Origin of the sequence: Delftia acidovorans SPH-1 (genome assembly GCF_000018665.1) — a bacterium.
Lineage (GTDB): Bacteria > Pseudomonadota > Gammaproteobacteria > Burkholderiales > Burkholderiaceae_C > Comamonas > Comamonas acidovorans.
Map to the genome: position 1 here is coordinate 6,744,180 of NC_010002.1, position 23,335 is coordinate 6,767,514.

Consider the following 23,335-nt stretch of genomic DNA (forward strand, 5'->3'; position numbering starts at 1 on the left):
AAAGCGTGTTTGGAGCGTTGGCTCTAATCGTAGTTGGTGAAGCGGCTGGGAGGCGTCACGGACTCGCGCAGGTACTGGTAGCGCGGCACATTCTGCTTGAGGCTGCGCTGCGGGTCTGCACCCAGGCTCAGCCGCGAGAAGCCGACGAACTCGATCTGGAACAGCAGCCGGGTGTTGGACTGGGTGATGGAGCTTTGCAGGCGCTCCAGCACCACGCGGCCAATCCAGCAGCAGCCGTCGTACTCCAGCCCGACCACGGTATCGACGAGCTTGCGGTCCTTCAGGCTGTAGTTCAGTCGGCCCACCGTGTACCAGCGCCCGCCGCCCTGGCCACGGCCGGCGCCCAGGTCGCGCCCCTTGTCGCCCCACAGGTCGTTGATGGGCCATTGCCAGCCCACATCGACCAGCTTGCTGGCGTCGGTACGCGCCACGGTGTCGTACTGGGTACGGTAGGCCACGTTCACCGTGCGGTAGGAGCTGGGGCTGTAGCGCGCACCAAAGGTGGTACGCACCGAGCGGTTGAGGTCGCGGTTGTACTGGGTCGTGCCTTCGGTGGACCAGGCATCGGTCCAGTTGATGGCCGCGCCCAGCAGCACGTCGGACAGGCGGCTGGTGGCCGGCACCTCGCCGGGCAGGATGACCTTCTGATCGGAGAAACGCACGCGCTGCGCAATGCCGAAGCGCGCCTTTTCCGCACCCGTGGTCCCGTCGATCAGGCGCGTGGTCGCGCCCAGGGTCAGCAGGTGGTTGTCGGCAATGCGGTCCTGGCCGTTGTAGTCGTTCTCGGAGTAGATGCTCGCGAAGTTGAAGTCGTTGCGCGCCGTGTCATACAGCGGCAGAAAGCTCTGGTCGCGGTAGGGCGTGTAGGTGTAGAAGGCGCGCGGCTCGAAGGTCTGCAGCAGCTGGCGGCCGAACAGCGTAGTGTCGCGCTCGAACACCAGCCCGCTGTCCACGCTGACCGTGGGCAGCGTGCGCGAGGCATTGCGGCTGCCGTTGCTCATCAGGCTGTCCACCTGGTAGTTGCTGGTGTGCAGCTGGATCTTGGGCGTGATGAAGGCGCCCGGCGACAGGAAGGGGCGGCTCACCTGGGCCAGCATGTAGCTGCGCTGGCCGTTGTTGTAGGTCATGCCGGCCAGCGGCTTGTCGATCTCGAAGCGCGTGGTGTCGGCCACAAAGCTGAAGTCCAGGCCGTGCGGCAGGTCCAGCGGCGTGTAGCGCCATTGCAGCTGCGGCTTCATGCCGTAGGGCGGGGCAATGGGCGCCGTCACATCCTGCATGGTCTGCCAGTACAGGGTGCGCAGGGTCAGCACATTGTCGCCGCGCGCCCAGGACAGGTTCACATCGTTGGGCAGCAGGCGCTCGCGCAGCGATTTCGCGGCCAGCGGGAAGTCGCGCCAGTAGTTGTCGTCGCTGACGCGGTTGAGGTTCATGTTCAACCCCAGGCCACCGATGGGCGAGTCGATGACACCCCGGTGCTGCAGCGAGTAGGCCCAGCGGTCCCGGTCGCGCTGGCGGTCGCCGGGCATGTAGGCCGCATAGGCCTCGCCCGAATAGGTCGGCTCCAGGTAGCGGAACTGGGCGCCCAGGTTGACGCCGCGCTTGCTCATGACCGAGGGATACAGGGTCATGTCGCGGTTGGGCGCAAGGTTCCAGTAGTAGGGCTGCGTGTATTCGATGCCGCTGAGCTTGTCCAGGCCCATGGTGGGAGGCAGCAGGCCCGACTTGCGCTTGTCCGACAGCGGAAAGCTCATGCGCGGCACGGGCAGCACGGTCACGCCCTTGAACTGCAGGGCCGCGCCCTCGGCCACGCCCACTTCCTCGGCCATATCGATGTGCAGGGTCCGGGCGCGCAGCATCCAGGCCGGCTCCCAGCTGGCCTCGTCGTCGCGCTGGCAGGTGGTGTAGGTGGCGTCGTGGACCACGGCATGGTCGCGGTCGATGAAGTCCACGCGCGAGGATTTGCCGTAGGCGCCATTGGCCAGGAAGCGATATCCGGCGTTGTCGAAAAAGCCCTTGAAGGCATCGACCTCCAGGTCCAGCTGCGTGCCCTCGTAGACATTGCCGGCCTGGTTGATGTGCACTGCGCCCGAGGCATTGACGCGGTCGTCGGGCACCTGGTACTCGAGCCGGTCGGCGCGGATCATGGTGTCGCCGCGGCGCAGTTCGGCATTGCCCTCGACCACCGAGTTGATGTCCGGCTGGCCGCTGAGCGCGTCACCGCGCACATAGACGGGCTGCTGGGAGCGCACCGCCTCGGGATAGGTTTCCTGCATCAGCGTGCTGGGGCGCAGCGGGCGGACTTGCTGCAGCCGGCCTTCGTCGGCTGCAGCGGGCTGGGCCTGGGCCATCGTGGAGCCACCGGCCCATGCGAGAGCCACAAGCCAGGCCAGCGGGCGTACAGCGGGGCGCGCGGGCGCGCGGGCAGCCAGCGGATCGGGGAGCGGCGGTCGGAGGTACACGGTGGTCAACAGCGGCGGGTGGACAAAGGCGCAAGCCTAGCATCACCGCCGGGCATTCGCCGGGGTGGCGGTTTGTAGAATCGCGATTATCCATGAGCCATCCAAACACCCCCACGGCCGGCGTTGTCTGGGCCGACCCCGCCCGCCACGCCGCCTTCGACGCCTGGCTGGCCCCGCTGTCCGCCCGCCACGCGCTGCGCCCCGAAACCCTGCGCCCTGCCTCGGCCGATGCCAGCTTTCGCCGCTATCTGCGCCTGGACACCAGCGCGGGCGCCAGCCTCATCGTCATGGATGCCCCGCCGGACAAGGAAGATTGCGCGCCCTTCGCCAAGGTGCAGGCGCTGATGGCCTCGGCCGGGCTGGCCGTGCCGCAGATCCTGGACTGGGATGCGGCGCACGGCTTCATGCTGCTGTCCGACCTGGGCGGCCACACCGTCATCGAGGCACTGGACCCGGAAAAGCCCCAGGACGCGGAAGCCTGGTACCGGTCGGCGCTGGAGGTGCTGATGGCCTGGCAGACCGCCTCGCGCCCCGACGTGCTGCCCGCGTATGACGACGCGCTGCTGCGCCGCGAGCTGCAGCTGTTCCCCGACTGGTATATCGCGCGCCACCGCGAGACCGTGCTCGACGACAGGCAGCAGGCCACGCTGGCCAAGGCCTTCGACCAGATCGTGGCCCACAACCTGGCGGCACCCAGCGTCTTCGTGCACCGCGACTTCATGACGCGCAATCTCATGCAGCCCGTGACCGCCAGCGGCCCGCTGGGCGTGCTGGACTTCCAGGATGCGGTCTATGGCCCGGTGACCTATGACATCGCCAGCCTGCTGCGCGATGCCTTCATCAGCTGGGAAGAGGACTTTGTCATCGACATTACCGTGCGTTACTGGGAGAAGGCGCGCAAGTCGGGATTGGTCGGCGCGCGCAGCCAAAGCGGCTGGGGCGACGATTTCGGCGAGTTCTACCGGGGCGTGGAGTGGATGGGCCTGCAGCGCCACCTCAAGGTGGCCGGCATCTTCGCGCGGCTGACGCTGCGCGACGGCAAGCCCCGCTACCTGGCCGACGCGCCGCGCTTCATCCACTACATCCGCTCCACCTGCAGCCGCTACCGCGAGCTGACGCCGCTGCTGCGCCTGGTCGACCAGATCGAAAACATCCAGCCCCAGGTCGGCTGGGCCTACGGGCGCGTCTGAGAACGGATACGCCATGCCACGCTTTCACTGCCCCATTGCGCTGCGCAGCGGCGCCGACATCGACCTGCCGCCCGGCGCGGCGCGCCATGTGCAGGTGCTGCGCCTGCAGCCCGGCGACGGCATCACCCTCTTCGAAGGCCGCGCCGGCGAAGGCTTCAGCGGCGGCGAGTTCGAGGCCACCGTGCTGCGCATGGGCCGCAGCGACGTGGCCGTGCGCATAGGCGCGCACCACGCCGTGGAACGCGAGCCCCTGCGCCCCGTGCACCTGCTGGCAGGCATCACGGCCAACGAACGCATGGACTGGCTGGTGGAGAAGGCGGCCGAGCTGGGCGCCGCCAGCATCACCCCGCTGGTGGCCGAGCGCAGCGTGCTCAAGCTCAAGGGCGAGCGCGCCGAGAAAAAACTCGCCCACTGGCAGGCCGTGGCCGTATCGGCCTGCGAGCAGTGCACGCGCAACCGCGTTCCCCCGCTGCACACCCCGGCAGACCTGGAGGACTGGCTCGAGAGCGGGGCGCAACAGCTGCCGCCCGGCACGCTGCGCCTGCTGCTGTCGCTGGGCGAGGGCACGCGGCCGCTGGGTGAGGTCCTGGATGCCACGGCCGAGGATGCACCCGTGGTCTTTCTCTCCGGCCCCGAGGGCGGCCTGTCGCCTGCCGAGGAGGCCCTGGCCCGTGCCCAGGGCTTTGTGCCCGTCACGCTGGGGCCACGCGTGCTGCGCGCGGAAACCGCGCCCCTGGCTGCGCTGGCGGCGCTTACGCTGGCCTGAAGCGGCCCAGCCAGTCGCGCAGCCGCGCGAACACGGGCGCGGCGAAGTCATCGCGCTCGTTGAACAGCTCGTGGTAGGCGCCGTCAAAGCACTGCGCCTGTACCACGGCCGGTGGCGCGCGGTCGGCAAAGGCCTGGCTGCCGGCCGGCGCCACCAGCCTGTCGTCCCCCGCCCACATCAGCAGGCTGGGCACGCCCCACTGCCCCGCGCGGGCCAGCACCTGCGGGCCGCCCTGCGCCAGAAAGCGCGCCAGCCGTGCGCTGATGCGGTCATGGCACAGCGGATCGGCGCGGTAGGCATCGCAGACCGCCACGTCATGCGAGAGATAGGGAATCTGCAGGCCGTTGGACACGCGCAGGTCGGGCACCAGGCGCGGCAGCGTGCCCACGAGCAGCTTCTGGATGGGCGACAGACCCACGTCGAAGGCCGGCGAAGACAGCACCAGCGCATCGACAGGCCGGATGGCACGCGCCACGAACAGCGCAGCCACCAGGCCGCCCAGGCTGTGGCCCAGCAGCACCAGCGGCTGGCCAGCGGGCTGCTGGGCACGCGTGGCATCGACCACGGCGGCAAGGTCATCCAGCAGCCGGCCATCGGCCGTCAAGCCGCCGCGCGGCCCTGCCGAGCGCCCATGGCCGTATTGGTCGTAGCCGCGCACCGCATAGCCCCAGGCATTGAGGCGCCGGGCCAGCGCCTCATAGCGGCCGATGTGCTCGCCCAGGCCGTGCACCAGCAGCACGGTGGCGCGCGCCTGGCCCCCGTCCACGGGCCAGTCGCGCAGCGACAGCTCGGCGCCGTCGCTGGACGCAAGGCGCGTGACCTGGCCTTGCGAGGCAGGTGCGGGAACGGGTGCGGGGGCCGGCGCTGCCATCACGCCACGCCAGCAGCGCCCGCCTCGGCGGCTGCCTGCGCCCCGGCCATGGCAGCGATCACCTGGGCCACGGCGGCCGTGAGCTTCTTGGCATAGGGCACGTGCAGGAATTCATTGGGACCGTGGGCATTGCTCTTGGGACCGAGCACGCCGCAGACCATCATCTGGGCCTTGGGAAAGCCCTGGCTGAGCATGTTCATCAGCGGAATCGTGCCGCCCTGGCCGATGTAGCCGCAGGAGGCGCCGAAATGCGCCTGGCTTGCCGCGTTGAGCGCGTCCTCGAACCAGCCGTCCATGGCCGGCGCATTCCAGCCGCTGGCGCCCGACAGGCCCTGCCAGGTCACACGGGCCTGGTAGGGCGCGTTGTCCTCCAGCAGCGCCTTCATTTCCTGCACGCAGGCAGCGGCATCGACCAGGGGCGGCAGGCGCAGGCTGAGCTTGAAGGCGGTATAGGGGCGCAGCACGTTGCCGGCGTCCTGCAGCGCGGGCAGGCCCTCGGCGCCGGTCACGCTCAACGTGGGCTCCCAGGTACGCTTGACCAGGGCCTGGACCGGGTCGGTGGTGGTGGGCAGGGCGAACAGCGTGGAGCCGCCGCAGTCGTAGTGCGCCCAGGGGAAGCGGGCATAGGTCTCCTCGCCCAGGATGGCCGCCGTATCGCGCATCTGCGCCATGCGCTCGGCCGGCACCTCGCAGTGGAAGCTGGCAGGCAGCAGGCGCCCGGTCTTGCTGTCCTCCAGCCGGTCCAGCACCTGACGCAGGATGCGGAAGGACGACGGCACGACGCCCGAGGCATCGCCCGAATGCACGCCCTCGGTGAGGATTTCCACCTTCAGCGTGCCGCTGGCCATGCCGCGCAGGCTGGTGGTCAGCCACAGCTGGTCGTAGTTGCCGGCGCCGCTGTCCAGGCAGATCACCAGGCCCACATCGCCCAGGCGCGGACGCAGGGCATCGACATAGGGCAGCAGGTCGCGCGAGCCGCTTTCCTCGCAGGTCTCGATCAGGCCCAGGATGCGCGGGTGCGGCACGCCCTGGCGCTTGAGCTCCTGCACGGCCGCGATGCTGGCGTAGACCGCATAGCCGTCGTCGGCGCCGCCACGGCCATAGAGCTTGCCGTTCTCGTACTTGGGCGTCCACGGGCCCAGGTCGCTGCGCCAGCCGTCGAACTCTGGCTGCTTGTCCAGATGGCCGTACATCAGCACCGTGGGGCTGGAGGCCGCCTTGTCCTGCGTGCCCTCCACCTCGAAGAACAGCACCGGCGTGCGGCCGGGCTGGCGCACGATCTCCAGCGTCAGGCCGGCCACCCTCTGCGCCAGCACCCAGTCGGCCGCATTGCGCAGCACGGTCTCCAGGTGGCCCTGCTGCTCCCAGTCGGGCGCGAACATGGGCGACTTGGCGGGAATGGCGATGTACTCGGTCAGCGCCGGGACGATGCGATCGTCCCAGGAGCGGCTGATCTGGTCAAGCGCGGCTGCGGGCTGCAGCAGCTGCGAAGGGGTGCGTGCGTTCATGGCGGGTCCTCGTGTCATGGGTCGGCGCACCGTTCGAGCGAAGCCAGCGCCGCGATCCGGTCATTGTGCGCCAAGGCGGCACGGACCCCGGACACCCCGCCGCCAACGACTACGATCGCGCCATGTATATCGGAGAACTCGCCCGACGCGCCGGCTGCTCGCCCAAGGCCGTCCGGCTGTATGAATCACGGGGCCTGCTCGGCGCCGTGGCACGGGCAGGCAGCTACCGCATCTATGGCGAGCAGGACCTGGTGCTTGTGCAGCGCATCCGCCAGGCGCTGGGACTGGGCTTTCGGCTGGACGAGCTGCACGGCCTGCACCGCATCCATGAGGCCGCAAGCTGGGAAGCCCTGGCCCGGCTGCTGCGCGAGCGCAGCACCCAGGTTCAGGCGGACATCCGGCGCCTCCAGGCACAGCAGTCCCAGTTGGCGGCGCTGGAGCGCGAACTGCTCGAATGCAGCCTGGAGACGGCAGGTACCCAGGGCGCCTGCGAACCCGCATTGGCCTGAGCACGCGGCCTGAGCCCGGGTGCTTGACCCTGCCCCAAGGGGCAAGGCGAACATGGGCTCCATGTCTCCAAGCACCTCCCGCCCTCCTGCCGATACGCATCCCCAGCGCATCCTGATCATCCTCGGCCACCCGTCGGCCAGCAGCCTGTGCGCAGGCCTGGCCGACGCCTACGCACAGGGCGCACGCGACAGCGGCGCCGAGGTACGCCTGCTGCGCCTGGGCGAACTGGACTTCGACCCGCTGCTGCATGCCGGCTACCGCCAGGACCAGCCCCTGGAGCCTGACCTGCAGCGCGCCCAGGCCGACATCCTCTGGGCCAGCCACCTGGCATGGGCCTATCCCACCTGGTGGGGCGGCCTGCCGGCCTTGCTCAAGGGCTTCATCGACCGCATCTTTCTGCCGGGCTTCGCCTTCAAGTACCGCAAGGGCTCGGTGCTGTGGGACCGGCTGCTGGCCGGCCGCACGGCCGACCTGCTGGTGAGCATGGATTCACCGCCCTGGTACTACCGTTGGGTGGCGCACATGCCGGGCCACCACCAGATGCGCCGCGCCATCCTGGAATTCAGCGGCATCCGGCCCGTGCGCATACATAGCTTCGGCCCCGTGCTCGGCGCCGAGGCCGCCCGTGTGCAGCAGTGGCTGGAGCAGGCGCAGGCAGCAGGCCGGCGCGCGGCGGCGCGCCGTCTCAAGGCTTCGGTTTGAGCAGGTCATCGATGGCCGCGCGCCCCACCGACGGATCGTCGGTGAAGATGCCGTCGATGCCCGTGCGCAGAAAATCGTCCATGTCGGCGCGTGCATTGCCGCGCCGGGCGCCGTCCTGTGCGGGCGGCGATTTCAGGCTCAGGGGCAGGAAGGCGTTCTCGGGTCGCAGCGTCCAGGGATGGACCAGGAGCCCGGCACGGTGGGCATCGGCCACCAGCGCCGTGGGCGCCGCATTGGCGCCCTGCACCACGGGGATCACCATGCTCTTGCTCGGCCCTATGCCATTGGCATAGCGCGCGATCTCGGCCAGGCCTGCGGGCGTGACCATGTCGGCATAGCCGGGGCCCGTGCCGCGTGCCACGCTGTCATAGGGCTTGCCCTTGGGCGCCAGCAACTGCACCAGGCGCAGGCTGCTGCGCGCACGCATCCAGCGCAGGTTCTCGACCTCGAAGGACTGCACGAAGACTGGCGCCTGTGCATGGTTCCAGCCGTTGTCCGCAAGCAGCTTCAGCAGCACGGGCTCCAGCGGCAGGCCGATGGACTGGAAGTAGCTCGGGTGCTTGGTCTCGGGATAGATGCCTATGGTGCGGTTCGTGCGCGCGCTCTCCGCCTTGGCCAGGTCGATGACCTCCTGCAGCGTGGGCACCTCGAAACGGTCATTGAACTGCACATTCGCCGGGCGGATCGCCGGGATGCGTTCACGCGCACGCAGCGTCTTCAGCTCGGCCAGCGTGAAATCCTCCACGAACCAGCCCGTGATCGCCTGCCCCTCGATGGTTTTGGTGGTCTTGCGCGCCGCGAACTCGGGGCGGTCGGCCACATTGGTGGTGGCCTCCTTGAGGCTGCCGTCGGCCGCGAGGATGGCGATGGCGTTCTCATGCCGCGCCACCAGCACGCCATCACGCGTGATGACCAGGTCGGGCTCGATGAAGTCGGCGCCCGCGCGTATGGCCTCCCGGTAGGCCTCCAGCGTGTGCTCTGGCCGCAGTGCCGATGCGCCGCGGTGCGCGATCAGCGCGGGCCGGGGAGGCCAGTCCGCGGCCTGCGATGGGGAATTGGCGGCCTGCGGCGTGGCGCAGCCTGCCAGCAGCAGGCCGGCGGCCGCGCCGGCCAGGGCCAGCGCGCGGCGGCGTGGGAAGCGGTTCATGTCTGCCTTTCGGGTTCGCAATCCGTCGATTGTGCGCGCCACCCATGACACGGGCATGGACCGGACCGCCGCTCAGGCGTGCTCGAAATGGAAGACGGCCGTGCCCGCCATGAGATTGGGCAGGGTGCGCACGCTGCGGCCATCCTGCAGGCCGAAGGAGTCCAGGATGCGCAGCCGGTTGCGGGTGGCCAGCACCTCGAAGTCCTTGTAGGTGCCCACGCGGATATTGGGCGTGTCATACCACTGGTAGGGCAGGCGCCGCGTCACCGGCATGCGTCCGCGCAGCACGGACAGGCGGTTGGGCCAGTGCGCGAAGTTGGGGAAGGCGACGATGCCCGCGCGCCCTATGCGCGCCGTCTCCTGCAGCATGGTCTCGGCATTGCGCAGATGCTGCAGCGTGTCGATCTGCAGCACCACGTCGAAGCTGTTGTCCTGGAAGATGGCCAGGCCGTCCTCCAGGTTCAGCTGCAGCACGTTCACGCCCCGGCGCACGCAGGCCAGCACATTGGCGTCGTCCAGTTCCACGCCGTAGCCGGTGCAGCCACGCTCGCGCTGCAGGTGCGACAGCAGGGCGCCATCGCCGCAGCCCAGGTCGAGCACGCGCGAGCCCTTGGGGATCAGGCGCGCAATCGCCTGCATGGTGTTCAGCTCGGTCATGCGGCCTCCTTGGCGGCTGTCGTGGTTTCCTGGGCGATGTTGTCAAAGTAGGAGCGCATCACCTTCATATAGCGGGGGTCGTCGAGCAGGAAGGCGTCATGGCCGTGGGGCGCGTCGATCTCGGCGTAGCTGACGTCGCGGTTGTTCTCCAGCAGCGACTTGACCAGCTCGCGGCTGCGCGCGGGGGCAAAGCGCCAGTCGGTGGTGAAGCTCACCAGCAGGAAGCCGGCCTTGGCCACGGACAGCGCCCGGGTCAGGTCGCCGCCATGCGCGCGCGCCGGGTCGAAATAATCGAGCGCACGCGTGATCAGCAGGTAGGTGTTGGCGTCGAAGTAGCTGCTGAACTTCTCGCCCTGGTAGCGCAGGTAGCTCTCGATCTGGAACTCCACGTCCTGCGTGCTGTACTTCAGGTCCAGCCCCTCCCTCAGCTGGCGGCCGAACTTCTGGTTCATCACGTCGTCGCTGAGGTAGGTGATGTGGCCGATCATGCGGGCGATGCGCAGTCCCCGCGCCGGCACCACGCCGTGTTCGTAGAAATGCCCGCCGTGGAAATCCGGGTCGGTGACGATGGCGCGGCGCGCCACCTCGTTGAAGGCGATGTTCTCGGCATTGAGGTTGGGCGCGCTGGCCACGACCACGGCGTGGCGCATGCGGTCAGGGTGGCGCAGCGACCACGACAGCGCCTGCATGCCGCCCAGGCTGCCGCCCAGCACGGCGGCCAGCTGGCCAATGCCCAGCCGGTCCAGCAGCCGGGCCTGGGCGTCCACCCAGTCCTCCACAGTGACCACGGGGAAGTCGGCGCCATAGATCTTGCCGGTGTCGGGATGCGCGTGCATGGGGCCGGTCGAGCCAAAGCACGAGCCCAGGTTGTTCACGCCGATCACGAAGAACCGGTTCGTATCCACGGGCTTGCCCGGGCCGATCATGTTGTCCCACCAGCCCTCGCTCTTGGCCTGGCCCTCGTAGACGCCTGCCACATGGTGGGAGGCATTGAGCGCATGGCAGACCAGCACCGCGTTGCTGCGATCGGCATTGAGCTGCCCGTAGGTCTCGTAGGCGAGGTCGTAGTCCCGGATCGAGCCGCCGCCCTGCAGCGGCAGGGGCTCGTCGAAGTGCATGGTTTGTGGTGTGGCGATGAAGGACATGAAAAAACCCGGCATCGCTAAAAACGAGGCCGGGTTCTCTGGTGTCGTCTTTAGCAGGATTTATAAAGCGCCCGCAAGCAGAAGCAAATCGGCGCATGAAGGCTCATTATGCCAAAACGCCCGTCCCCGGAAGGAACAGGGCCAGCACGCCCAGCACCAGGAAGATCACGGCCGACACCACATGCACCAGGCGTATGGGCACGCGCTTGACCAGCTTGTCGCCCAGCCACACCACAGGCGCGTTGGCCAGCATCATGCCCAGCGTGGTGCCGGCCACCACCCACAGGTAGGCGTTGTACTTGGCCGCCAGCATCACGGTGGCGATCTGCGTCTTGTCGCCCATCTCGGCCAGGAAGAAGGCCACCAGCGTGGTGCCGAAGACGCCCCAGCGCGAATGCCCGGAGACCTCGTCCTCGTCGAGCTTGTCAGGGATCAGCATCCAGATCGCCATGGCAATGAAGGACAGGCCCAGGATCCAGCGCATGGCGTTCTCGCCCAGGTAGCTGGTGATCCAGGCGCCCACGGCACCGGCCAGCGCATGGTTGACCAGCGTGGCCACGAAAATGCCCGCAACGATGGGCCAGGGTTTGCGAAAACGCGCGGCGAGCACCAGCGACAGCAGCTGGGTCTTGTCCCCCATCTCGGCAAGTGCGACGACGGAGGTTGAAATCAGGAAGGCTTCCATGGTGTGGGGATTTATCCGGCCGGATAGAGCACGCATTGACCACGCTCCGACTCCGGCCTTTGGATCGGTGCGCGGTCAATGGTCTCGATCGGTCACACGCAGCATTGCACTGCGCGCCGCATACGCCATAGGCCAGCGAAGGCCCAAGTTTGTTGACGCATGCATCCGGCCACTGAGCCGAACGATCTACTCCCCAAAGACTGAGGCGGCGATCATAGCAGCACCCCGATCCGCATGCCGGCCACCACTGCCGCCACGGCACTTGCTTATGCGCTGCCGCAATTTCAGGGTTACTCCCAGGGGCATTCTGTGGCGGGCACGACGAATTTTTGCGAAACAGTAATAACGTGCGAAAACTTCTGCCACATAATGGGCAGGCTTTCGTTCGGGCTTCGGCTCAATGAGGGCGAGTGCGTTTGCGTCTCTAACGTTGTCATCCCGTGTTGACTCCCTAGGGCTCCATCGCGTTTTCCAGTTTTTTCAGGAGTCCTCCATGGGCAACAAGCTTTACGTCGGCAACCTGCCGTACACCTTCCGTGACAGCGATCTGGAGCAAGCCTTCAGCGAATTCGGCGCCGTCAACAGCGCCAAAGTGATGATGGAGCGCGACACCGGCCGTTCCAAGGGTTTCGGCTTCGTCGAAATGGGCAGCGATGCCGAAGCACAAGCTGCTATCCAAGGCCTGCACGGCCAAAACCGCGGCGGCCGTGACCTGGTGGTCAACGAAGCCCGTCCGATGGAGCCCCGCGCTCCCCGTAGCGGCGGCTTCGGCGGCGGCTTTGGTGGTGGCGGCGGTGGCGGCGGCTTCGGCGGCGGCAACCGTGACGGCGGCTACGGCGGTGGCGGCGGCCGTCGCAACAGCTACTAAGCACTCGCTTAGAGCTTGCGTTAGCAAAAAAATGGGGCCTTCGGGCCCCTTTTTTGTTGCCAAACGTTATCAGCTTGTGTTTTCGAGCATTTATCTTTTTGATTTTTGTGCTTCATAATTTGGTTTCGGGCAGACCCGTTCGAACGCTATGTGTTTAGGAAGGTTGGACAGGCTCTTGTATACAAAGAACCTGATGTCTGTGCGTCCTGAAGCCGAGCGCAAACCAGTGAGCATTGAGGAGTTGAGGAGTTTTTGATGGGCAATAAGCTTTACGTCGGCAACCTTCCCTATGGTGTGCGTGACAACGACTTGGAGCAGGCATTCAGCCAGTTCGGCGCTGTCACCAGCGCCCGGGTCATGATGGAACGCGACACAGGCCGCTCCAAGGGATTCGGGTTTGTCGAAATGGGCAGCGATGCCGAGGCACAGGCAGCCGTTCAAGGCATGAATGGCCAGCCATTGGGCGGGCGCAGCCTCGTGGTGAACGAAGCGCGCCCCATGGAGCCTCGTCCCCCGCGCTCGGGCGGCTTTGGTGGCGGCGGCGGTGGTGGCGGCTATGGCCGTGGTGATGGCGGCGGTGGCTACGGTGGCGGTGGCCGCGGTGATGGCGGCGGCTACGGACGCAGCGATGGCGGCGGCGGTGGTGGCTATGGCCGTGGTGACGGCGGTGGTGGCGGCGGCTACGGCGGCCGTGGCGATGGTGGTTTCCGCAGCCCCTATGGCTCCGGCCCCCGCAATGGCGGCCGTGGCGGCGGCTGGGGAAACAACAATAACAACGGAGAATGAGACCCCGGTCTCCATGTTCTCCCAAACAAGAAAAGGCTCCTTCAGGGAGCCTTTTTTGCGGGTGCAAGTTTATGCATGAACATATTCCCTGAGCACGACGAACTTCAGGGATTTTTCGAATGACGATGTTTGCGCTTTCGTCCTACAAGCAGCCGATCAAACAAGGGGTTTGGCAGAATTTTCATCAAACGGCCAACCCACGCCATTTGCCAGGGGATGATGGCCAGGCTGCGCCCGGCATCAATGGAACGCCAGGCCCTTGCAGCAAACTCATGGGGCTGCAATAGGAATGGCATGCCATAGCGGTTACCGCGTGTGAGGGGTGTATCTACATAACCAGGAAGCAATGTAGTGACTTTTACGCCACTACTGCGCAATTCACCGCGAAGGCTTTCGCAATAGGCAATGACTGCAGCCTTGCTGGCGCAATAAGCACCATGTCCCGGCAGGCCGCGCAGCCCGGCCACGCTGGCGATACCGACCAACTGCCCGCTGCCACGCTGCACCATGGGCGCGATAAAGGGATGGAAACTGGCCGCCACGCCCATGGTGTTGACGGCCAGCACCTGCTGCATGGTGTCGATATCCTCGCGCATCGAGGTGTCCACACCCCAGCTGACGCCGGCATTGGCAATCACGACATCGGGCAGGCCCTGCTGCTGCTCACAGCGCCGGGCGGCAGCGATGATGCTGTCGGGCGCGGCCACATCGGCCTCGTAGATGGCGAAGCGCGACGCCTCCAGGCCCTGCTGCGCAGCCCATTGCGCCATCACGTCGCCACGCCGGGCAACCAGTGCCAGCGACCAGCCTTGCTGGTAGGCATGCCAGGCCAGGGCCTGGCCTATGCCGCTGGATGCGCCGGTGATGAAGGCCAGGGGTGCCGGGCTGCGCGAGGATGTCGTCATGGCTTGTTCTCCATCGGCAGGGCCTGCGCTTGCGCTGGCGCCTTACTTGGTCCTTGACGGCTGCAGGGTGCCGCGCACGCGGCCCTGCAGCTTCATCACCAGATCCAGGTTGCTGTACTGCATGCTGTCGGCCGTGAAACGGTCGTTGCCACGGGTCAGCACCACGGGCTGGTTGGAACTCACTCTTTCCTCGTTGGGCCAGGCGTGCAGGAATTCGCCCTGGAATTGCAACTGCGGTTGCGGCTGTTTACCTGCTGTCACAAATGGCTCGCGCGTGACGACGGCATTGCCAAACATCTGCACCTCGGAACCATCGGCATTGCTCAGCGCCCGCTTGGCGCTGCCGCGCGTGATGCGGCCTTCAGGCGAGACCGCGAACATGCGCACGTTGTCGATTTCGAGGGTGTCGGTATCCGGATAGTGGCGGCCCACGCTGCCCTCGATCTGGCTCTTGAGCCGCCCCGTGGCGTCGAAGCTCTTGATCGAGAAATCCTTCATGAAGTAGTCGGGCTCATGCGCCACGGCCTTTTCGGTGCCGCTGGCCACGGGCTGCGGTGCATTGCGCACCAGCCACCAGGTGCCCAGCGCCAGCAGACCCATCAGCAGCACGGGCAGGTACAGGGAAAGCCGGTCACCGACGCGGCGCCAGGCCTGGATCATGATGCGTATTCCGCCAGCAGCCCGGCATAGGCGCCACGCGCGGCCAGCAGCAAGTCGCACAGCTGGCGCACCGCCCCTTCGCCACCGCTGCGCGGCGTGATCCAGTCGGCCACGGCCAGCACCTCGTCATGGGCGTTGGCCGGCGCGCAGGCAAAGGCGGAGCGCCGCATCACGGGCAGGTCGGGCCAGTCGTCGCCCATGGCTGCCGCCTGGTGCCACTGCAGGCCCAGCTCCCCCAGAATGGCCTCGGCGGCAGGCACCTTGTCTTCCGTGCCAAAGCGCGCATGCGTGACGCCCAGGTTGCTCAGCCGCAGGCGCAGGGCCGGCGAATCGCGGCCCGTCACCACGGCGGGCGTGATGCCGGCCTTTTGCAGCAGCTTCAGGCCATGGCCGTCCAGCGTGTTGAAGCGCTTGAGCACCTCGCCTTCGCCAGAGAACAGCAGGCCGCCATCGGTGAGCACGCCATCGACATCGAAGAAGGCCACCCGTACATCCTGTGCCAGCAGCAGCAGTTGTGCGTCCCAGTTCTGCACGGGCGTCAAAGGAGCGCGTGCCATCAGATCACCTTGGCGCGCATCAGGTCGCGGATATGGACCACGCCGCGCAGCTGGCGCTGCGCATCGGCCACCAGCACCGCGGTGATGCCGTGCTCCTCCATCATGCTGGCGGCGTCCACGGCCAGCGCGTCTTCGGCGATGGTGCGGGGCCCCTTGTGCATGACATCGCCGGCCTGCAGCGCGCGCAGGTCGGTGCCGGCCTCCACGCGGCGGCGCAGGTCTCCGTCGGTGAAGATGCCCTGCAGCACGCCTGCCGCATCGACGATGGCCGAGCAGCCCAGGCCCTTGGCGCTCATCTCGCGCATCAGTTCGACAAAGCTGGCATCGGCCCCGACCTTCGGCAGTTCATCGCCGCTGCGCATGACATCACGCACATGGGTCAGCAGCTTGCGGCCCAGCGCGCCGCCCGGATGGGAGCGCGCAAAGTCCTCGGCGCCAAAGCCGCGCGCATCGAGCAGGGCCACGGCCAGGGCGTCGCCCATGGCCATCTGCGCCGTGGTGCTGGCCGTGGGCGCCAGGTTCAGGGGGCAGGCCTCGCGCTCGACACGGGTGTTCAGCACCCAGTCGGCATGGCGGGCCAGCGTGGATTGCGCGCCGCCTGTCATGGCCACCAGAGCAATGCCCTGGCGCTTGATGGCCGGCAGCAGCGCAGCGAGCTCATCGGCCTCGCCGCTGTTGGACAGCGCCAGCACCAGGTCGATGCCGGTCACCATGCCCAGATCGCCATGGCTGGCCTCGGCCGGATGCACGAAGAACGCAGGCGTGCCCGTGGAAGCCAGGGTGGCGGCCACCTTGCGCCCGACATGGCCGCTCTTGCCCATGCCCATCACGACGACGCGGCCGGACAGCCGCAGGATGCGCTGCACCACTTCGCCGAACACGCCATCAAGGCGCTGCGACATGGCTTGAAGGGCATCGGCCTCGATGCCCAGGGTGTCGCGGGCCAGGCGCAGGGCACGGGGCGTGTCCAGCGCATCCAGGGTGGCAGCATCAGAATTCATCTGGATGATTTTAGGCGGTCTGGCCATCCGGCGGCGGCGGTCGCCATCGGGCGCCTGGGTACACTGGCCCGTCTTCTCCAGCCCCCGATCCAGCGCCATGCATACCACCCCCAGCGTCAACGACTACCTGCGCACGCACATACGCACCGTTCCCGACTGGCCGGCGCCCGGCGTGCAGTTCCGCGACATCACGCCGCTGCTGCAGGACCCGCAGGTCTTTCGCGTGATGACCGACGCCTTCGTGCACCGCTACATGCAGCGCGGCATGCGCCCCGATGTGGTGGCCGGGCTCGATGCGCGCGGCTTCATCCTGGGCGCCGTGGTGGCCCACGAATTGGGCGTGGGATTTGTACCCATCCGCAAAAAGGGCAAGCTGCCCTTCACCACGGTGGAGGAAACCTATGAACTCGAATACGGCAGTGCCACCGTGGAGCTGCACACCGACGCCGTCAAGGCGGGCGACCGCGTGCTGCTGATCGACGACCTGATCGCCACCGGCGGCACCATGATGGCCGGCAAGCGGCTGCTGGAAAAACTCGGCGCCACCGTGATCGAGGGCGCGGCCATCGTGGACCTGCCCGAGCTGGGCGGCTCCACCTTGCTGCGCGATAGCGGACTGCCGCTGTTCACGCTGGTGGATTTCGCCGGCCACTGAGCCAGGCCGCAGCCCGGTCAGCGCAGTTCGCCGTACTGGGTGACGCCCAGGTCCAGGTGGTCCAGCGTGCTGTGGGGAAAGTCCGCACCGCGATCGCCTGCGCCCGGCCCGAGCAAGGGGCCCGAGCGGCGCACACCAGCGGGAGCCGCTGCAGCAGAGCCTGCAGAACCCGCTCCCCGCCCGGCTGCGGGCATGGCCGCCACGGCGAGCTTGAAGGCCGCCATTTCCTGATCGTCTATGGGTTCGAAGGGCGCCATGTCCTGCCTGCGGCGCTGGGGCGCTGCAGCCTCCATCGCGGCCGCCACCGGGACGGCCATGGGCGGGGCGGGACGCGGGGCGCGCGTCGCCGCGGAATGCACCTGGGCTTGGGCCTGGGCTGCAGCGTTCTGGTCGCTGACCCGCCAGTACACGGCCGTCACGACCGCACCCATGCGGGCCTTGGCCGCCTGGGCCAGCATGGCCTCGATCTCGCTGAGCCGCGCGGTTTCGCTGGCATAGGCCCGCGCCAGGTCCATCATCACCACGAAGCGCTGGCCCACGTTGTCCAGCGAGAGCACCTTGAACTTGTAGCTGGCCGACAACACACCGGCACGCACCATGACATCGCGCACCACACCGTAGAGCTGCTCACGGCGCTCGGAACGCTCGCTGCGGCGCCCGCCAGGCCCTGCATCACGACGCGCCACGGCACTGGCCTGGCCATCGTCTCCGGGCGAACCACGGCCCTGCTCCGGCACAGGCTTGCGGGAAAACCAGTTGAACACAGACATGGGGGCTCTCATTGTCACGAATAGTCACAAACTCGCGGCATTGTGCCTGCAACTTTGCGACATTTCGAGCACGGGCGCAGCAAAACCGCTGTATCAATTTGTCGCAGCGCAAAGGCCGGCCTGTCACCGCCCCGCGCCCGCAGAGCGTCCCGCCCCAGGTGCTGCCCGGGAGCCTTTCAGGTACTGGCCACCCGGCGGCGGCTGTCCACAGCACGGCGGGCAAGCACCTGGCCGGCCGCCATGACCAGGGCCAGCGCCACACCGGGCTGGCGATTGCTGAGTTCGGCGAAGCGCATGGCCGTCAGGCACCACAGCCGTCCCGGCGCAGCCGCCTGCACGGTGGCATGGCGCGCACGGTGGGCGAAGAAGGCGCCCTCGCCCAGGATGGAGCCCGGGCCGACGATGGCCAGGCGGATGCGCTCCTTCGCATCCTGGTAGTGCACGCTGAGGCTGCCGGACTCCACGAAGTACAGATTGCGGTCCAGCGAACCTTCGGCAAACAGCAGCTCGCCCGCCGCCAGCGTGACCGGCACCAGGTAGGGCGCCAGCAGATCCCATTGCTCCAAGGTCAGTGCGTTCTGCACACCATCGACAGCCACGGCCGACGACATGGCCTGGGCCAGTGGCCGCAAATCATTGTGGGAGGAAGAAGACATGGCGGATCCGGTTGGAATTGGGCCGCGCACCCGCGCCAGGGCTGCGCCCGGCGGCAGGCAGCGACGAGGGCCGCTGCGGCACGCCGCATGCTAAGCGACGGCAGCGGGCACGCCAATGCCGACAAGCGGGTTTTCGACGGCAAATTTTGTAGCAAAAGATAAGTATTGCAGCAACTCTGCTGGCTGTGCGAATGGGTCGGGGCCATCCGGCAGCCCGGTCACTTGCCGATGCAGAAGCTGGAAAAGATCACGCCCAGCAGATCGTCGGAGCTGAATTCCCCGGTGATGGAGTTCAGCGAGACCTGGGCCAGGCGCAGTTCCTCGGCCAGCAAGTCCAGGTGGGCGGCCTGGGCCGCCAGCTGCAGCTCGGCCTCCTGCAGGTGGGCGGCCACGGCCTGCAGTGCCTCCACATGGCGCGCGCGCGCCAGGTACAGGCCTTCTGGGGCCGACTGCCAGCCGGCCACGTCCAGCAGGCGCCGGCGCAGTGCATCCAGGCCATCGCCCGTGCGTGCCGACAGTGCCACGCTGCCTTCACGGCCGCCATGCTCCTGCATCCGGGCGGGTTCCGCGCGATCGGTCTTGTTCCATACATCGATGACGGGCACCTGGCGCGGCAGCTTCTGGGCCAGGGTTTCGGCAATGGCGGCATCGGCAGCGAGGTAGTCGTGCTCGCCCATGCGTGTGAGGTCGTGCAGGAAGAGCACGGCATCGGCCGCGGCGATCTCGTCCCAGGCGCGCGCGATGCCGATGCGCTCGACCTCGTCGCTGCTCTCGCGCAGGCCTGCCGTGTCGATCACATGCAGGGGCACGCCTTCGATCTGGATGGTCTGCTGCACCTTGTCGCGCGTGGTGCCGGCAATCGGTGTGACGATGGCCAGCTCCGCACCGGCCAGCGCGTTGAGCAGCGAGCTCTTGCCCGCATTGGGCTGGCCCGCGATCACGACCTTGATGCCTTCGCGCAACAGCGCACCCTGGTGGGCGCGCGACAGCACCTGGTCCAGCTTGCCGCGCAGCCGCGCGAGCTGGCCGCTGGCATCGGCCTTTTGCAGGAAGTCGATCTCTTCCTCGGGAAAGTCCAGCGTGGCCTCGACCAGCATGCGCAGGTGCACCAGCGCGTCGCGCAGGCCATGGATTTCCTCGGAAAAAGCGCCCGACAGCGAACGGCTCGCACTGCGCGCGGCGGCCTCGGTGCTGGCGTCGATCAGGTCGGCAATGGCCTCGGCCTGGGCCAGGTCGATCTTGTCGTTGAGAAAGGCACGCTCGGTGAATTCACCGGGCTGGGCCAGGCGCAGGCCCGGCAGCACGCTGCGATGGCCTTCGCGCGGGTCTTGCGCAGCCTCCAGGCAGCGCGCCAGCAGCAGTTGCAAAACGACGGGGCCGCCGTGGGCCTGCAACTCCAGCACATCCTCGCCGGTGTAGCTGTGCGGCGCCGGGAAGAACAGGGCCAGGCCGTGGTCGATGGGGCCGCCCTGGGCATCGCGAAACGGCAGATAGGTGGCCTCGCGCGGCTTGAGGTCGCGCCCGCACAGCGCCCGCACCAGCGGCGCCACGCCCTTGCCGGACACACGCACGATGCCCACGGCACCCCGCCCCGGGGCGGTGGCGATGGCGGCGATGGGGTCGTTGTGGCGGGGCAGCATGGATGGAGCTTTCTTGGGAGGGATTTCAGGCCGCCGATGATAGGCCGCCCATGGAAAAAGCCCGCCGAAGCGGGCTTTGGAGCCAGGGCCTTCGCAGGCTTACTTGGCCGGCGTGGACTTGCCGAATTTGGGCAGGTTGAACTGCGGCGGCACGCCCATGCGGGTGTTGATGATCCACTGCTGGGCGATGGACAGGATGTTGTTCGTCAGCCAGTACAGCACCAGGCCGGCCGGGAAGAAGAAGAACATCACGCTGAAGACCAGGGGCATGATCCACATCATCTTGGCCTGCATCGGATCCGGCGGAGCGGGGTTCAGCGCGGTCTGCAGCAGCGAGGACAGGGTCATCAGCACGGGCAGGATGAACAGAGGATCCTTGGCCGACAGGTCGGTGATCCAGCCGATCCAGGGCGCGTTGCGGATTTCCACGCTGGACAGCAGCACCCAGTACAGCGCGATGAATACCGGGATCTGGATGATGATGGGCAGGCAGCCGCCCATGGGGTTGACCTTTTCCTCGCGGTAGATGCGCATCATCTCCTGCTGCATCTGCTGGGGCTTGTCCTTGAGGCGCTCACGCATTTCCATGATGCGCGGGTTGATGGCCTTCATCTTGGCCATCGAGGAGTAGGCCTTGGCATTGAGCCAGTAGAAGGCGATCTTCAGCAGCAGCACCAGGGCCACGATGGACCAGCCCCAGTTGCCCAGGAAGCCGTGCAGCTTGTCCAGCAGCCAGTACAGCGGCTTGGCCAGGATGGTCAGCCAGCCATAGTCCTTGACCAGCTCCAGCCCGGGCGCCAGCGATTCCAGGCGCTTTTCGATCTGGGGACCGGCGAACAGGCGCGCTTCCACGCTCTTGCTCTGGCCGGGCTCGATGGTGCCCACCGGCGTGATCATGCCGACGGCGTAGAGGTTGTTGTCCACCTTGCGCAGGAAGTTGTCGCGCTGGATGCCTTCGGCCAGCAGCCAGGCGCTGGCGAAGTAATGCTGGACCATGGCCACGTAGCCGCCCGAGGACGACTTCTCGACGCTGGCCTTGCCGCTCTCGATGTCCTTGAACTCGACCTTCTGGTACTTCTTCTCGTCGGTGTAGACGGCCGGGCCCGTGAAGGTGGAGTACATGGTGGACTGTTCGCCTTCGGGCTTGTTGCCGTCGCGCACCAGTTGCAGGTACAGCTGCGGGCTCACGGCCGCCGTGCCGGTGTTCACCACTTCATGGCGCACGCCGATGTCGTAGGCGCCGCGCTTGAGCGTCCAGATCTTGACCAGCTTCACGCCACCCATGTCGGGCGACTCGAAGCGCAGTTCCATCTGGTCCTCGCCGTCCTTGAGCTCGCGCGCGCCGGGCAGCGCGGTCATGGTCGTCTTGTGCGTGGGGAAACCGCCGCCGATCAGGCCCGACTGGCCCAGGTACACGCGGTGCACGCTCTCGTCGAACAGCACCACGGGCTTGTCCTTGTGCACGGAATCCGCGTACTTGAGCAGTTCGGCATGGCGCAGCGTGCCGCCCTGGCTGTCGAAGGTCAGGCGCAGCACGTCGGTGCTGATGGTGACGTTCTGGCGCGGGGCTGCCTCGGGCGCGGCGGCAGCCCCGCCAGGCACTTCGCCGGCACCGGCCGTTGCCGCAGCAGCCGCCGAGGGCACGCTGGCATCGCCGGGCGCCTTGCCCGTTTCAGGTGCCGGGGCCGTGGCGACGGCAGGCGCGGGGAAGAAAGTGGCCTTCTTGCCGCTGTGCACTTGCCATTTGTCCCATAGCAAGACCAGCGAAAAGCCAAATATCACCCACAGGATGGTGCGGCGAATATCGTTCATGAAGACTTCTTAGGTGAGGAAGGTTGGGTGTTTTCGGGCGCAGCCGTCAGGCTGGTGAACAGCCTGGGCTTTTGCTCTGGCACAGGGTCATGCCCCCCGTCACACCACGGATGACAGCGCGCCAGGCGGCGCAGCGTCAGGTAGGAGCCTACCGCAGCGCCGTGTTGCTCCAACGCTTCAAGGGAATAGGCCGAGCAGGTGGGCGTGAAGCGGCAGGCCGAGCCCAGCCAGGGACTGAGCATCAGCCGATAGCCGCGCACCAGCGCCATCAGCAGCCGCTGCATCATGGCGCAACCCCGATGCTCTCGCCAGCGGCTGCGGCGCGTTCCTGTGCGGGCTGCGGCAGCTCGGGCGCAGGCTGCGACAGGCGTTTCGCCGCATAGGCGAACAACTGCTGCAGCTCGGCGCGCACGGCCTGCCGGAGCACATCAGAAGTGGCGCTCACGAACTGGCGCCGGTCAAAGCCCGAGCGCAGCCGCACCACATGGGCGCCTTGGAGCATCAGGGTCTCATGCTCGCTGCCCACGGCATAGATCTGCCGCTTGATGGTGTGTCGCGTCACCGAGCGGCGCGCCCAGCGCTTGGGCACCATGGCGCCCAGCCAGGCATCCTGGCGCACGGCGCCAACGCCGAACAGGGCCTGCGGGTCTTGCGACCCGGGCCCTGTCGGTGGCGCCATGGCGCCGCCCTGCTCCGTCAGAACGAGACGGTGCAGGGCGAAATGCGCGGTACGCGATACCGTACCGGCAGCCATGGCGGCCTGAAACTGCGGACGTGTTTTCAGCCGTTGCATGCCAGCACCCCGTTCAGGGGTTCAGTGCAGCGAGCAAACCGCCCAGCAATGGCTGGCCTTAGACGGCCAGACGCTTGCGGCCCTTGGCGCGGCGAGCGTTGATCACGGCGCGGCCGCCCTTGGTCTTCATGCGGACCAGAAAGCCGTGGGTGCGGGCGCGACGGGTCTTGGAGGGTTGGTAAGTACGTTTCATGTTGGTTCCTAGAGAAGGTTCAGTTTTGCACCGGTCCCGTATCCGGCACGCTACACGCAGTGCAGCCAGCAGCCGCCACAAAGGCAAACCGCCAGGCCACCTGCCAAAAATCTGCACGATGCACTTGCCATGTGCAGCCCAAGGAGCAACCCCGAGAGGTTTCGCCCAAGGCCGCCAGCGGCAGCATGCAGACCCGATGCAGACGGGCGGGACATATCACCCTGAACACATTCAGGGAAACCCGCGATTATCACAGCGTTGTCCACTTGATGCAATGCCCTTCGAACCCGAAGGATGCCTGCCCATTTTGCGACAAGGCGGAGGACAAGCTTCTGATATTTTGTGGATAACTTCCGCAAAAGCTACAATGGCAGCCTCGCAACAGTTCCTCCTATCCAC

General features: G+C 67.2%; 25 protein-coding genes. 7 read left to right on the top strand and 18 right to left on the bottom strand.

Going from position 1 to position 23,335, the window contains the following annotated elements; all coding sequences use genetic code 11:
* Positions 1-23 precede the first annotated feature (23 nt).
* Positions 24-2,459, bottom strand: a complete 2,436-nt coding sequence (locus DACI_RS30530) for an LPS-assembly protein LptD (protein WP_192812301.1) — start codon at positions 2,457-2,459, stop codon at positions 24-26.
* 92 nt (positions 2,460-2,551) lie between these two features.
* Here DACI_RS30530 and DACI_RS30535 point away from each other — a divergent pair, with 92 nt between their 5' ends.
* Positions 2,552-3,649 carry an aminoglycoside phosphotransferase family protein gene (locus DACI_RS30535; protein WP_043783069.1) on the top strand — a complete coding sequence of 366 codons (1,098 nt, stop codon included), beginning with the start codon at positions 2,552-2,554 and terminating at the stop codon, positions 3,647-3,649.
* 13 nt (positions 3,650-3,662) lie between these two features.
* The gene (locus DACI_RS30540; RefSeq protein WP_012207834.1) at positions 3,663-4,415 is read left to right on the top strand and encodes a 16S rRNA (uracil(1498)-N(3))-methyltransferase; all 753 of its coding nucleotides are present in this window, start codon (positions 3,663-3,665) and stop codon (positions 4,413-4,415) included.
* Here the strand turns inward: DACI_RS30540 and DACI_RS30545 are convergent.
* Together DACI_RS30545 and DACI_RS30550 are read right to left on the bottom strand one after the other, a co-directional pair.
* Entirely contained in the window at positions 4,402-5,286 is an 885-nt protein-coding gene (locus DACI_RS30545; RefSeq protein ID WP_012207835.1) for an alpha/beta hydrolase, read from the bottom strand. The two genes, DACI_RS30540 and DACI_RS30545, sit on opposite strands and share 14 nt — an antisense overlap.
* Positions 5,286-6,794, bottom strand: coding sequence for a M20 family metallopeptidase (locus tag DACI_RS30550; RefSeq protein WP_043783073.1), 1,509 nt, complete (start codon positions 6,792-6,794; stop codon positions 5,286-5,288). The genes DACI_RS30545 and DACI_RS30550 overlap by 1 nt, the downstream gene beginning before the upstream one ends.
* Before the next feature lie 11 nt (positions 6,795-6,805).
* Here DACI_RS30550 and DACI_RS30555 point away from each other — a divergent pair, with 11 nt between their 5' ends.
* Entirely contained in the window at positions 6,806-7,303 is a 498-nt protein-coding gene (locus tag DACI_RS30555; protein WP_225971015.1) for a MerR family transcriptional regulator, read from the top strand.
* A 52-nt stretch (positions 7,304-7,355) separates the two neighbouring features.
* Positions 7,356-8,006: an NAD(P)H-dependent oxidoreductase gene (locus tag DACI_RS30560; protein WP_012207838.1), complete on the top strand. Its 651-nt coding sequence runs from the start codon at positions 7,356-7,358 to the stop codon at positions 8,004-8,006.
* Here the strand turns inward: DACI_RS30560 and DACI_RS30565 are convergent.
* The 4 genes from DACI_RS30565 to DACI_RS30580 form a co-directional block, all read right to left on the bottom strand.
* Positions 7,990-9,153: a glycerophosphodiester phosphodiesterase gene (locus DACI_RS30565; protein WP_043783077.1), complete on the bottom strand. Its 1,164-nt coding sequence runs from the start codon at positions 9,151-9,153 to the stop codon at positions 7,990-7,992. The two genes, DACI_RS30560 and DACI_RS30565, sit on opposite strands and share 17 nt — an antisense overlap.
* A 72-nt stretch (positions 9,154-9,225) precedes the next feature.
* Positions 9,226-9,810 carry a methionine biosynthesis protein MetW gene (metW, locus tag DACI_RS30570; RefSeq protein WP_012207840.1) on the bottom strand — a complete coding sequence of 195 codons (585 nt, stop codon included), beginning with the start codon at positions 9,808-9,810 and terminating at the stop codon, positions 9,226-9,228.
* Positions 9,807-10,955 carry a homoserine O-succinyltransferase MetX gene (gene metX / locus DACI_RS30575; RefSeq protein ID WP_012207841.1) on the bottom strand — a complete coding sequence of 383 codons (1,149 nt, stop codon included), beginning with the start codon at positions 10,953-10,955 and terminating at the stop codon, positions 9,807-9,809. The genes metW and metX overlap by 4 nt, the downstream gene beginning before the upstream one ends.
* Positions 10,956-11,061: 106 nt before the next feature.
* Positions 11,062-11,640, bottom strand: coding sequence for a TMEM165/GDT1 family protein (locus DACI_RS30580; RefSeq protein WP_034397481.1), 579 nt, complete (start codon positions 11,638-11,640; stop codon positions 11,062-11,064).
* Positions 11,641-12,133: 493 nt separating this feature from the next.
* On the opposite strand from DACI_RS30580, the gene DACI_RS30585 reads away from it, so the two are divergent.
* Positions 12,134-12,508 (top strand): RNA recognition motif domain-containing protein, encoded by a 375-nt coding sequence (locus DACI_RS30585; protein WP_012207843.1) that lies wholly within the window; start codon positions 12,134-12,136, stop codon positions 12,506-12,508.
* A gap of 255 nt (positions 12,509-12,763) precedes the next feature.
* A complete protein-coding gene (locus DACI_RS30590; RefSeq protein ID WP_012207844.1) occupies positions 12,764-13,294 on the top strand; it encodes an RNA recognition motif domain-containing protein in 531 nt (176 codons plus the stop codon).
* Positions 13,295-13,398: 104 nt separating this feature from the next.
* Here DACI_RS30590 and DACI_RS30595 read toward each other — a convergent pair whose 3' ends face one another.
* From DACI_RS30595 to DACI_RS30610, 4 genes are read right to left on the bottom strand one after another with little or no spacing between them, the layout of a single operon-like run.
* Positions 13,399-14,199, bottom strand: a complete 801-nt coding sequence (locus DACI_RS30595; protein ID WP_012207845.1) for an SDR family oxidoreductase — start codon at positions 14,197-14,199, stop codon at positions 13,399-13,401.
* 42 nt (positions 14,200-14,241) lie between these two features.
* Positions 14,242-14,859 carry an LPS export ABC transporter periplasmic protein LptC gene (gene lptC, locus DACI_RS30600; protein ID WP_012207846.1) on the bottom strand — a complete coding sequence of 206 codons (618 nt, stop codon included), beginning with the start codon at positions 14,857-14,859 and terminating at the stop codon, positions 14,242-14,244.
* Positions 14,856-15,416 (bottom strand): KdsC family phosphatase, encoded by a 561-nt coding sequence (locus tag DACI_RS30605; protein WP_012207847.1) that lies wholly within the window; start codon positions 15,414-15,416, stop codon positions 14,856-14,858. Before DACI_RS30605 ends, lptC begins: the two co-directional genes overlap by 4 nt.
* The gene (locus tag DACI_RS30610) at positions 15,416-16,417 is read right to left on the bottom strand and encodes a KpsF/GutQ family sugar-phosphate isomerase (RefSeq protein ID WP_012207848.1); all 1,002 of its coding nucleotides are present in this window, start codon (positions 16,415-16,417) and stop codon (positions 15,416-15,418) included. Before DACI_RS30610 ends, DACI_RS30605 begins: the two co-directional genes overlap by 1 nt.
* 97 nt (positions 16,418-16,514) lie before the next feature.
* Here DACI_RS30610 and DACI_RS30615 point away from each other — a divergent pair, with 97 nt between their 5' ends.
* A complete protein-coding gene (locus DACI_RS30615; protein WP_012207849.1) occupies positions 16,515-17,072 on the top strand; it encodes an adenine phosphoribosyltransferase in 558 nt (185 codons plus the stop codon).
* A 17-nt stretch (positions 17,073-17,089) separates the two neighbouring features.
* Here DACI_RS30615 and DACI_RS30620 read toward each other — a convergent pair whose 3' ends face one another.
* The 7 genes from DACI_RS30620 to rpmH all read right to left on the bottom strand — a co-directional run bounded on the left by DACI_RS30620 (position 17,090) and on the right by rpmH (position 22,936).
* Positions 17,090-17,842, bottom strand: a complete 753-nt coding sequence (locus tag DACI_RS30620) for a hypothetical protein (protein WP_043783080.1) — start codon at positions 17,840-17,842, stop codon at positions 17,090-17,092.
* A gap of 176 nt (positions 17,843-18,018) precedes the next feature.
* The gene (locus tag DACI_RS30625; protein WP_012207851.1) at positions 18,019-18,498 is read right to left on the bottom strand and encodes a Crp/Fnr family transcriptional regulator; all 480 of its coding nucleotides are present in this window, start codon (positions 18,496-18,498) and stop codon (positions 18,019-18,021) included.
* Positions 18,499-18,716: 218 nt separating this feature from the next.
* A complete protein-coding gene (gene mnmE, locus DACI_RS30630; RefSeq protein ID WP_012207852.1) occupies positions 18,717-20,138 on the bottom strand; it encodes a tRNA uridine-5-carboxymethylaminomethyl(34) synthesis GTPase MnmE in 1,422 nt (473 codons plus the stop codon).
* 99 nt (positions 20,139-20,237) lie between these two features.
* Positions 20,238-21,950: a membrane protein insertase YidC gene (yidC, locus tag DACI_RS30635; RefSeq protein WP_012207853.1), complete on the bottom strand. Its 1,713-nt coding sequence runs from the start codon at positions 21,948-21,950 to the stop codon at positions 20,238-20,240.
* Positions 21,947-22,237 carry a membrane protein insertion efficiency factor YidD gene (gene yidD / locus DACI_RS30640; protein ID WP_012207854.1) on the bottom strand — a complete coding sequence of 97 codons (291 nt, stop codon included), beginning with the start codon at positions 22,235-22,237 and terminating at the stop codon, positions 21,947-21,949. The genes yidC and yidD overlap by 4 nt, the downstream gene beginning before the upstream one ends.
* Complete coding sequence (locus tag DACI_RS30645; RefSeq protein WP_012207855.1) at positions 22,234-22,743, bottom strand: ribonuclease P protein component; 510 nt, start codon at positions 22,741-22,743, stop codon at positions 22,234-22,236. The genes yidD and DACI_RS30645 overlap by 4 nt, the downstream gene beginning before the upstream one ends.
* 58 nt (positions 22,744-22,801) lie before the next feature.
* Entirely contained in the window at positions 22,802-22,936 is a 135-nt protein-coding gene (gene rpmH, locus DACI_RS30650) for a 50S ribosomal protein L34 (protein ID WP_012207856.1), read from the bottom strand.
* Positions 22,937-23,335 lie beyond the last annotated feature (399 nt).

What these genes read in the sequence shown, in the direction of transcription:
- DACI_RS30610 (WP_012207848.1), bottom strand. Translation starts at nt 16,417, where the DNA reads ATGAATTCTGATGCTGCCACCCTGGATGCGCTGGACACGCCCCGTGCC.
- DACI_RS30540 (WP_012207834.1), top strand. Translation starts at nt 3,663, where the DNA reads ATGCCACGCTTTCACTGCCCCATTGCGCTGCGCAGCGGCGCCGACATC.
- lptC (WP_012207846.1), bottom strand. Translation starts at nt 14,859, where the DNA reads ATGATCCAGGCCTGGCGCCGCGTCGGTGACCGGCTTTCCCTGTACCTG.
- DACI_RS30595 (WP_012207845.1), bottom strand. Translation starts at nt 14,199, where the DNA reads ATGACGACATCCTCGCGCAGCCCGGCACCCCTGGCCTTCATCACCGGC.
- DACI_RS30590 (WP_012207844.1), top strand. Translation starts at nt 12,764, where the DNA reads ATGGGCAATAAGCTTTACGTCGGCAACCTTCCCTATGGTGTGCGTGAC.
- DACI_RS30580 (WP_034397481.1), bottom strand. Translation starts at nt 11,640, where the DNA reads ATGGAAGCCTTCCTGATTTCAACCTCCGTCGTCGCACTTGCCGAGATG.
- yidD (WP_012207854.1), bottom strand. Translation starts at nt 22,237, where the DNA reads ATGATGCAGCGGCTGCTGATGGCGCTGGTGCGCGGCTATCGGCTGATG.
- metX (WP_012207841.1), bottom strand. Translation starts at nt 10,955, where the DNA reads ATGTCCTTCATCGCCACACCACAAACCATGCACTTCGACGAGCCCCTG.
- DACI_RS30535 (WP_043783069.1), top strand. Translation starts at nt 2,552, where the DNA reads ATGAGCCATCCAAACACCCCCACGGCCGGCGTTGTCTGGGCCGACCCC.
- rpmH (WP_012207856.1), bottom strand. Translation starts at nt 22,936, where the DNA reads ATGAAACGTACTTACCAACCCTCCAAGACCCGTCGCGCCCGCACCCAC.
- DACI_RS30645 (WP_012207855.1), bottom strand. Translation starts at nt 22,743, where the DNA reads ATGCAACGGCTGAAAACACGTCCGCAGTTTCAGGCCGCCATGGCTGCC.
- yidC (WP_012207853.1), bottom strand. Translation starts at nt 21,950, where the DNA reads ATGAACGATATTCGCCGCACCATCCTGTGGGTGATATTTGGCTTTTCG.
- DACI_RS30545 (WP_012207835.1), bottom strand. Translation starts at nt 5,286, where the DNA reads ATGGCAGCGCCGGCCCCCGCACCCGTTCCCGCACCTGCCTCGCAAGGC.
- DACI_RS30560 (WP_012207838.1), top strand. Translation starts at nt 7,356, where the DNA reads ATGGGCTCCATGTCTCCAAGCACCTCCCGCCCTCCTGCCGATACGCAT.
- DACI_RS30605 (WP_012207847.1), bottom strand. Translation starts at nt 15,416, where the DNA reads ATGGCACGCGCTCCTTTGACGCCCGTGCAGAACTGGGACGCACAACTG.
- DACI_RS30565 (WP_043783077.1), bottom strand. Translation starts at nt 9,153, where the DNA reads ATGAACCGCTTCCCACGCCGCCGCGCGCTGGCCCTGGCCGGCGCGGCC.
- DACI_RS30585 (WP_012207843.1), top strand. Translation starts at nt 12,134, where the DNA reads ATGGGCAACAAGCTTTACGTCGGCAACCTGCCGTACACCTTCCGTGAC.
- DACI_RS30620 (WP_043783080.1), bottom strand. Translation starts at nt 17,842, where the DNA reads ATGTCTGTGTTCAACTGGTTTTCCCGCAAGCCTGTGCCGGAGCAGGGC.
- DACI_RS30550 (WP_043783073.1), bottom strand. Translation starts at nt 6,794, where the DNA reads ATGAACGCACGCACCCCTTCGCAGCTGCTGCAGCCCGCAGCCGCGCTT.
- metW (WP_012207840.1), bottom strand. Translation starts at nt 9,810, where the DNA reads ATGACCGAGCTGAACACCATGCAGGCGATTGCGCGCCTGATCCCCAAG.
- DACI_RS30615 (WP_012207849.1), top strand. Translation starts at nt 16,515, where the DNA reads ATGCATACCACCCCCAGCGTCAACGACTACCTGCGCACGCACATACGC.
- mnmE (WP_012207852.1), bottom strand. Translation starts at nt 20,138, where the DNA reads ATGCTGCCCCGCCACAACGACCCCATCGCCGCCATCGCCACCGCCCCG.
- DACI_RS30625 (WP_012207851.1), bottom strand. Translation starts at nt 18,498, where the DNA reads ATGTCTTCTTCCTCCCACAATGATTTGCGGCCACTGGCCCAGGCCATG.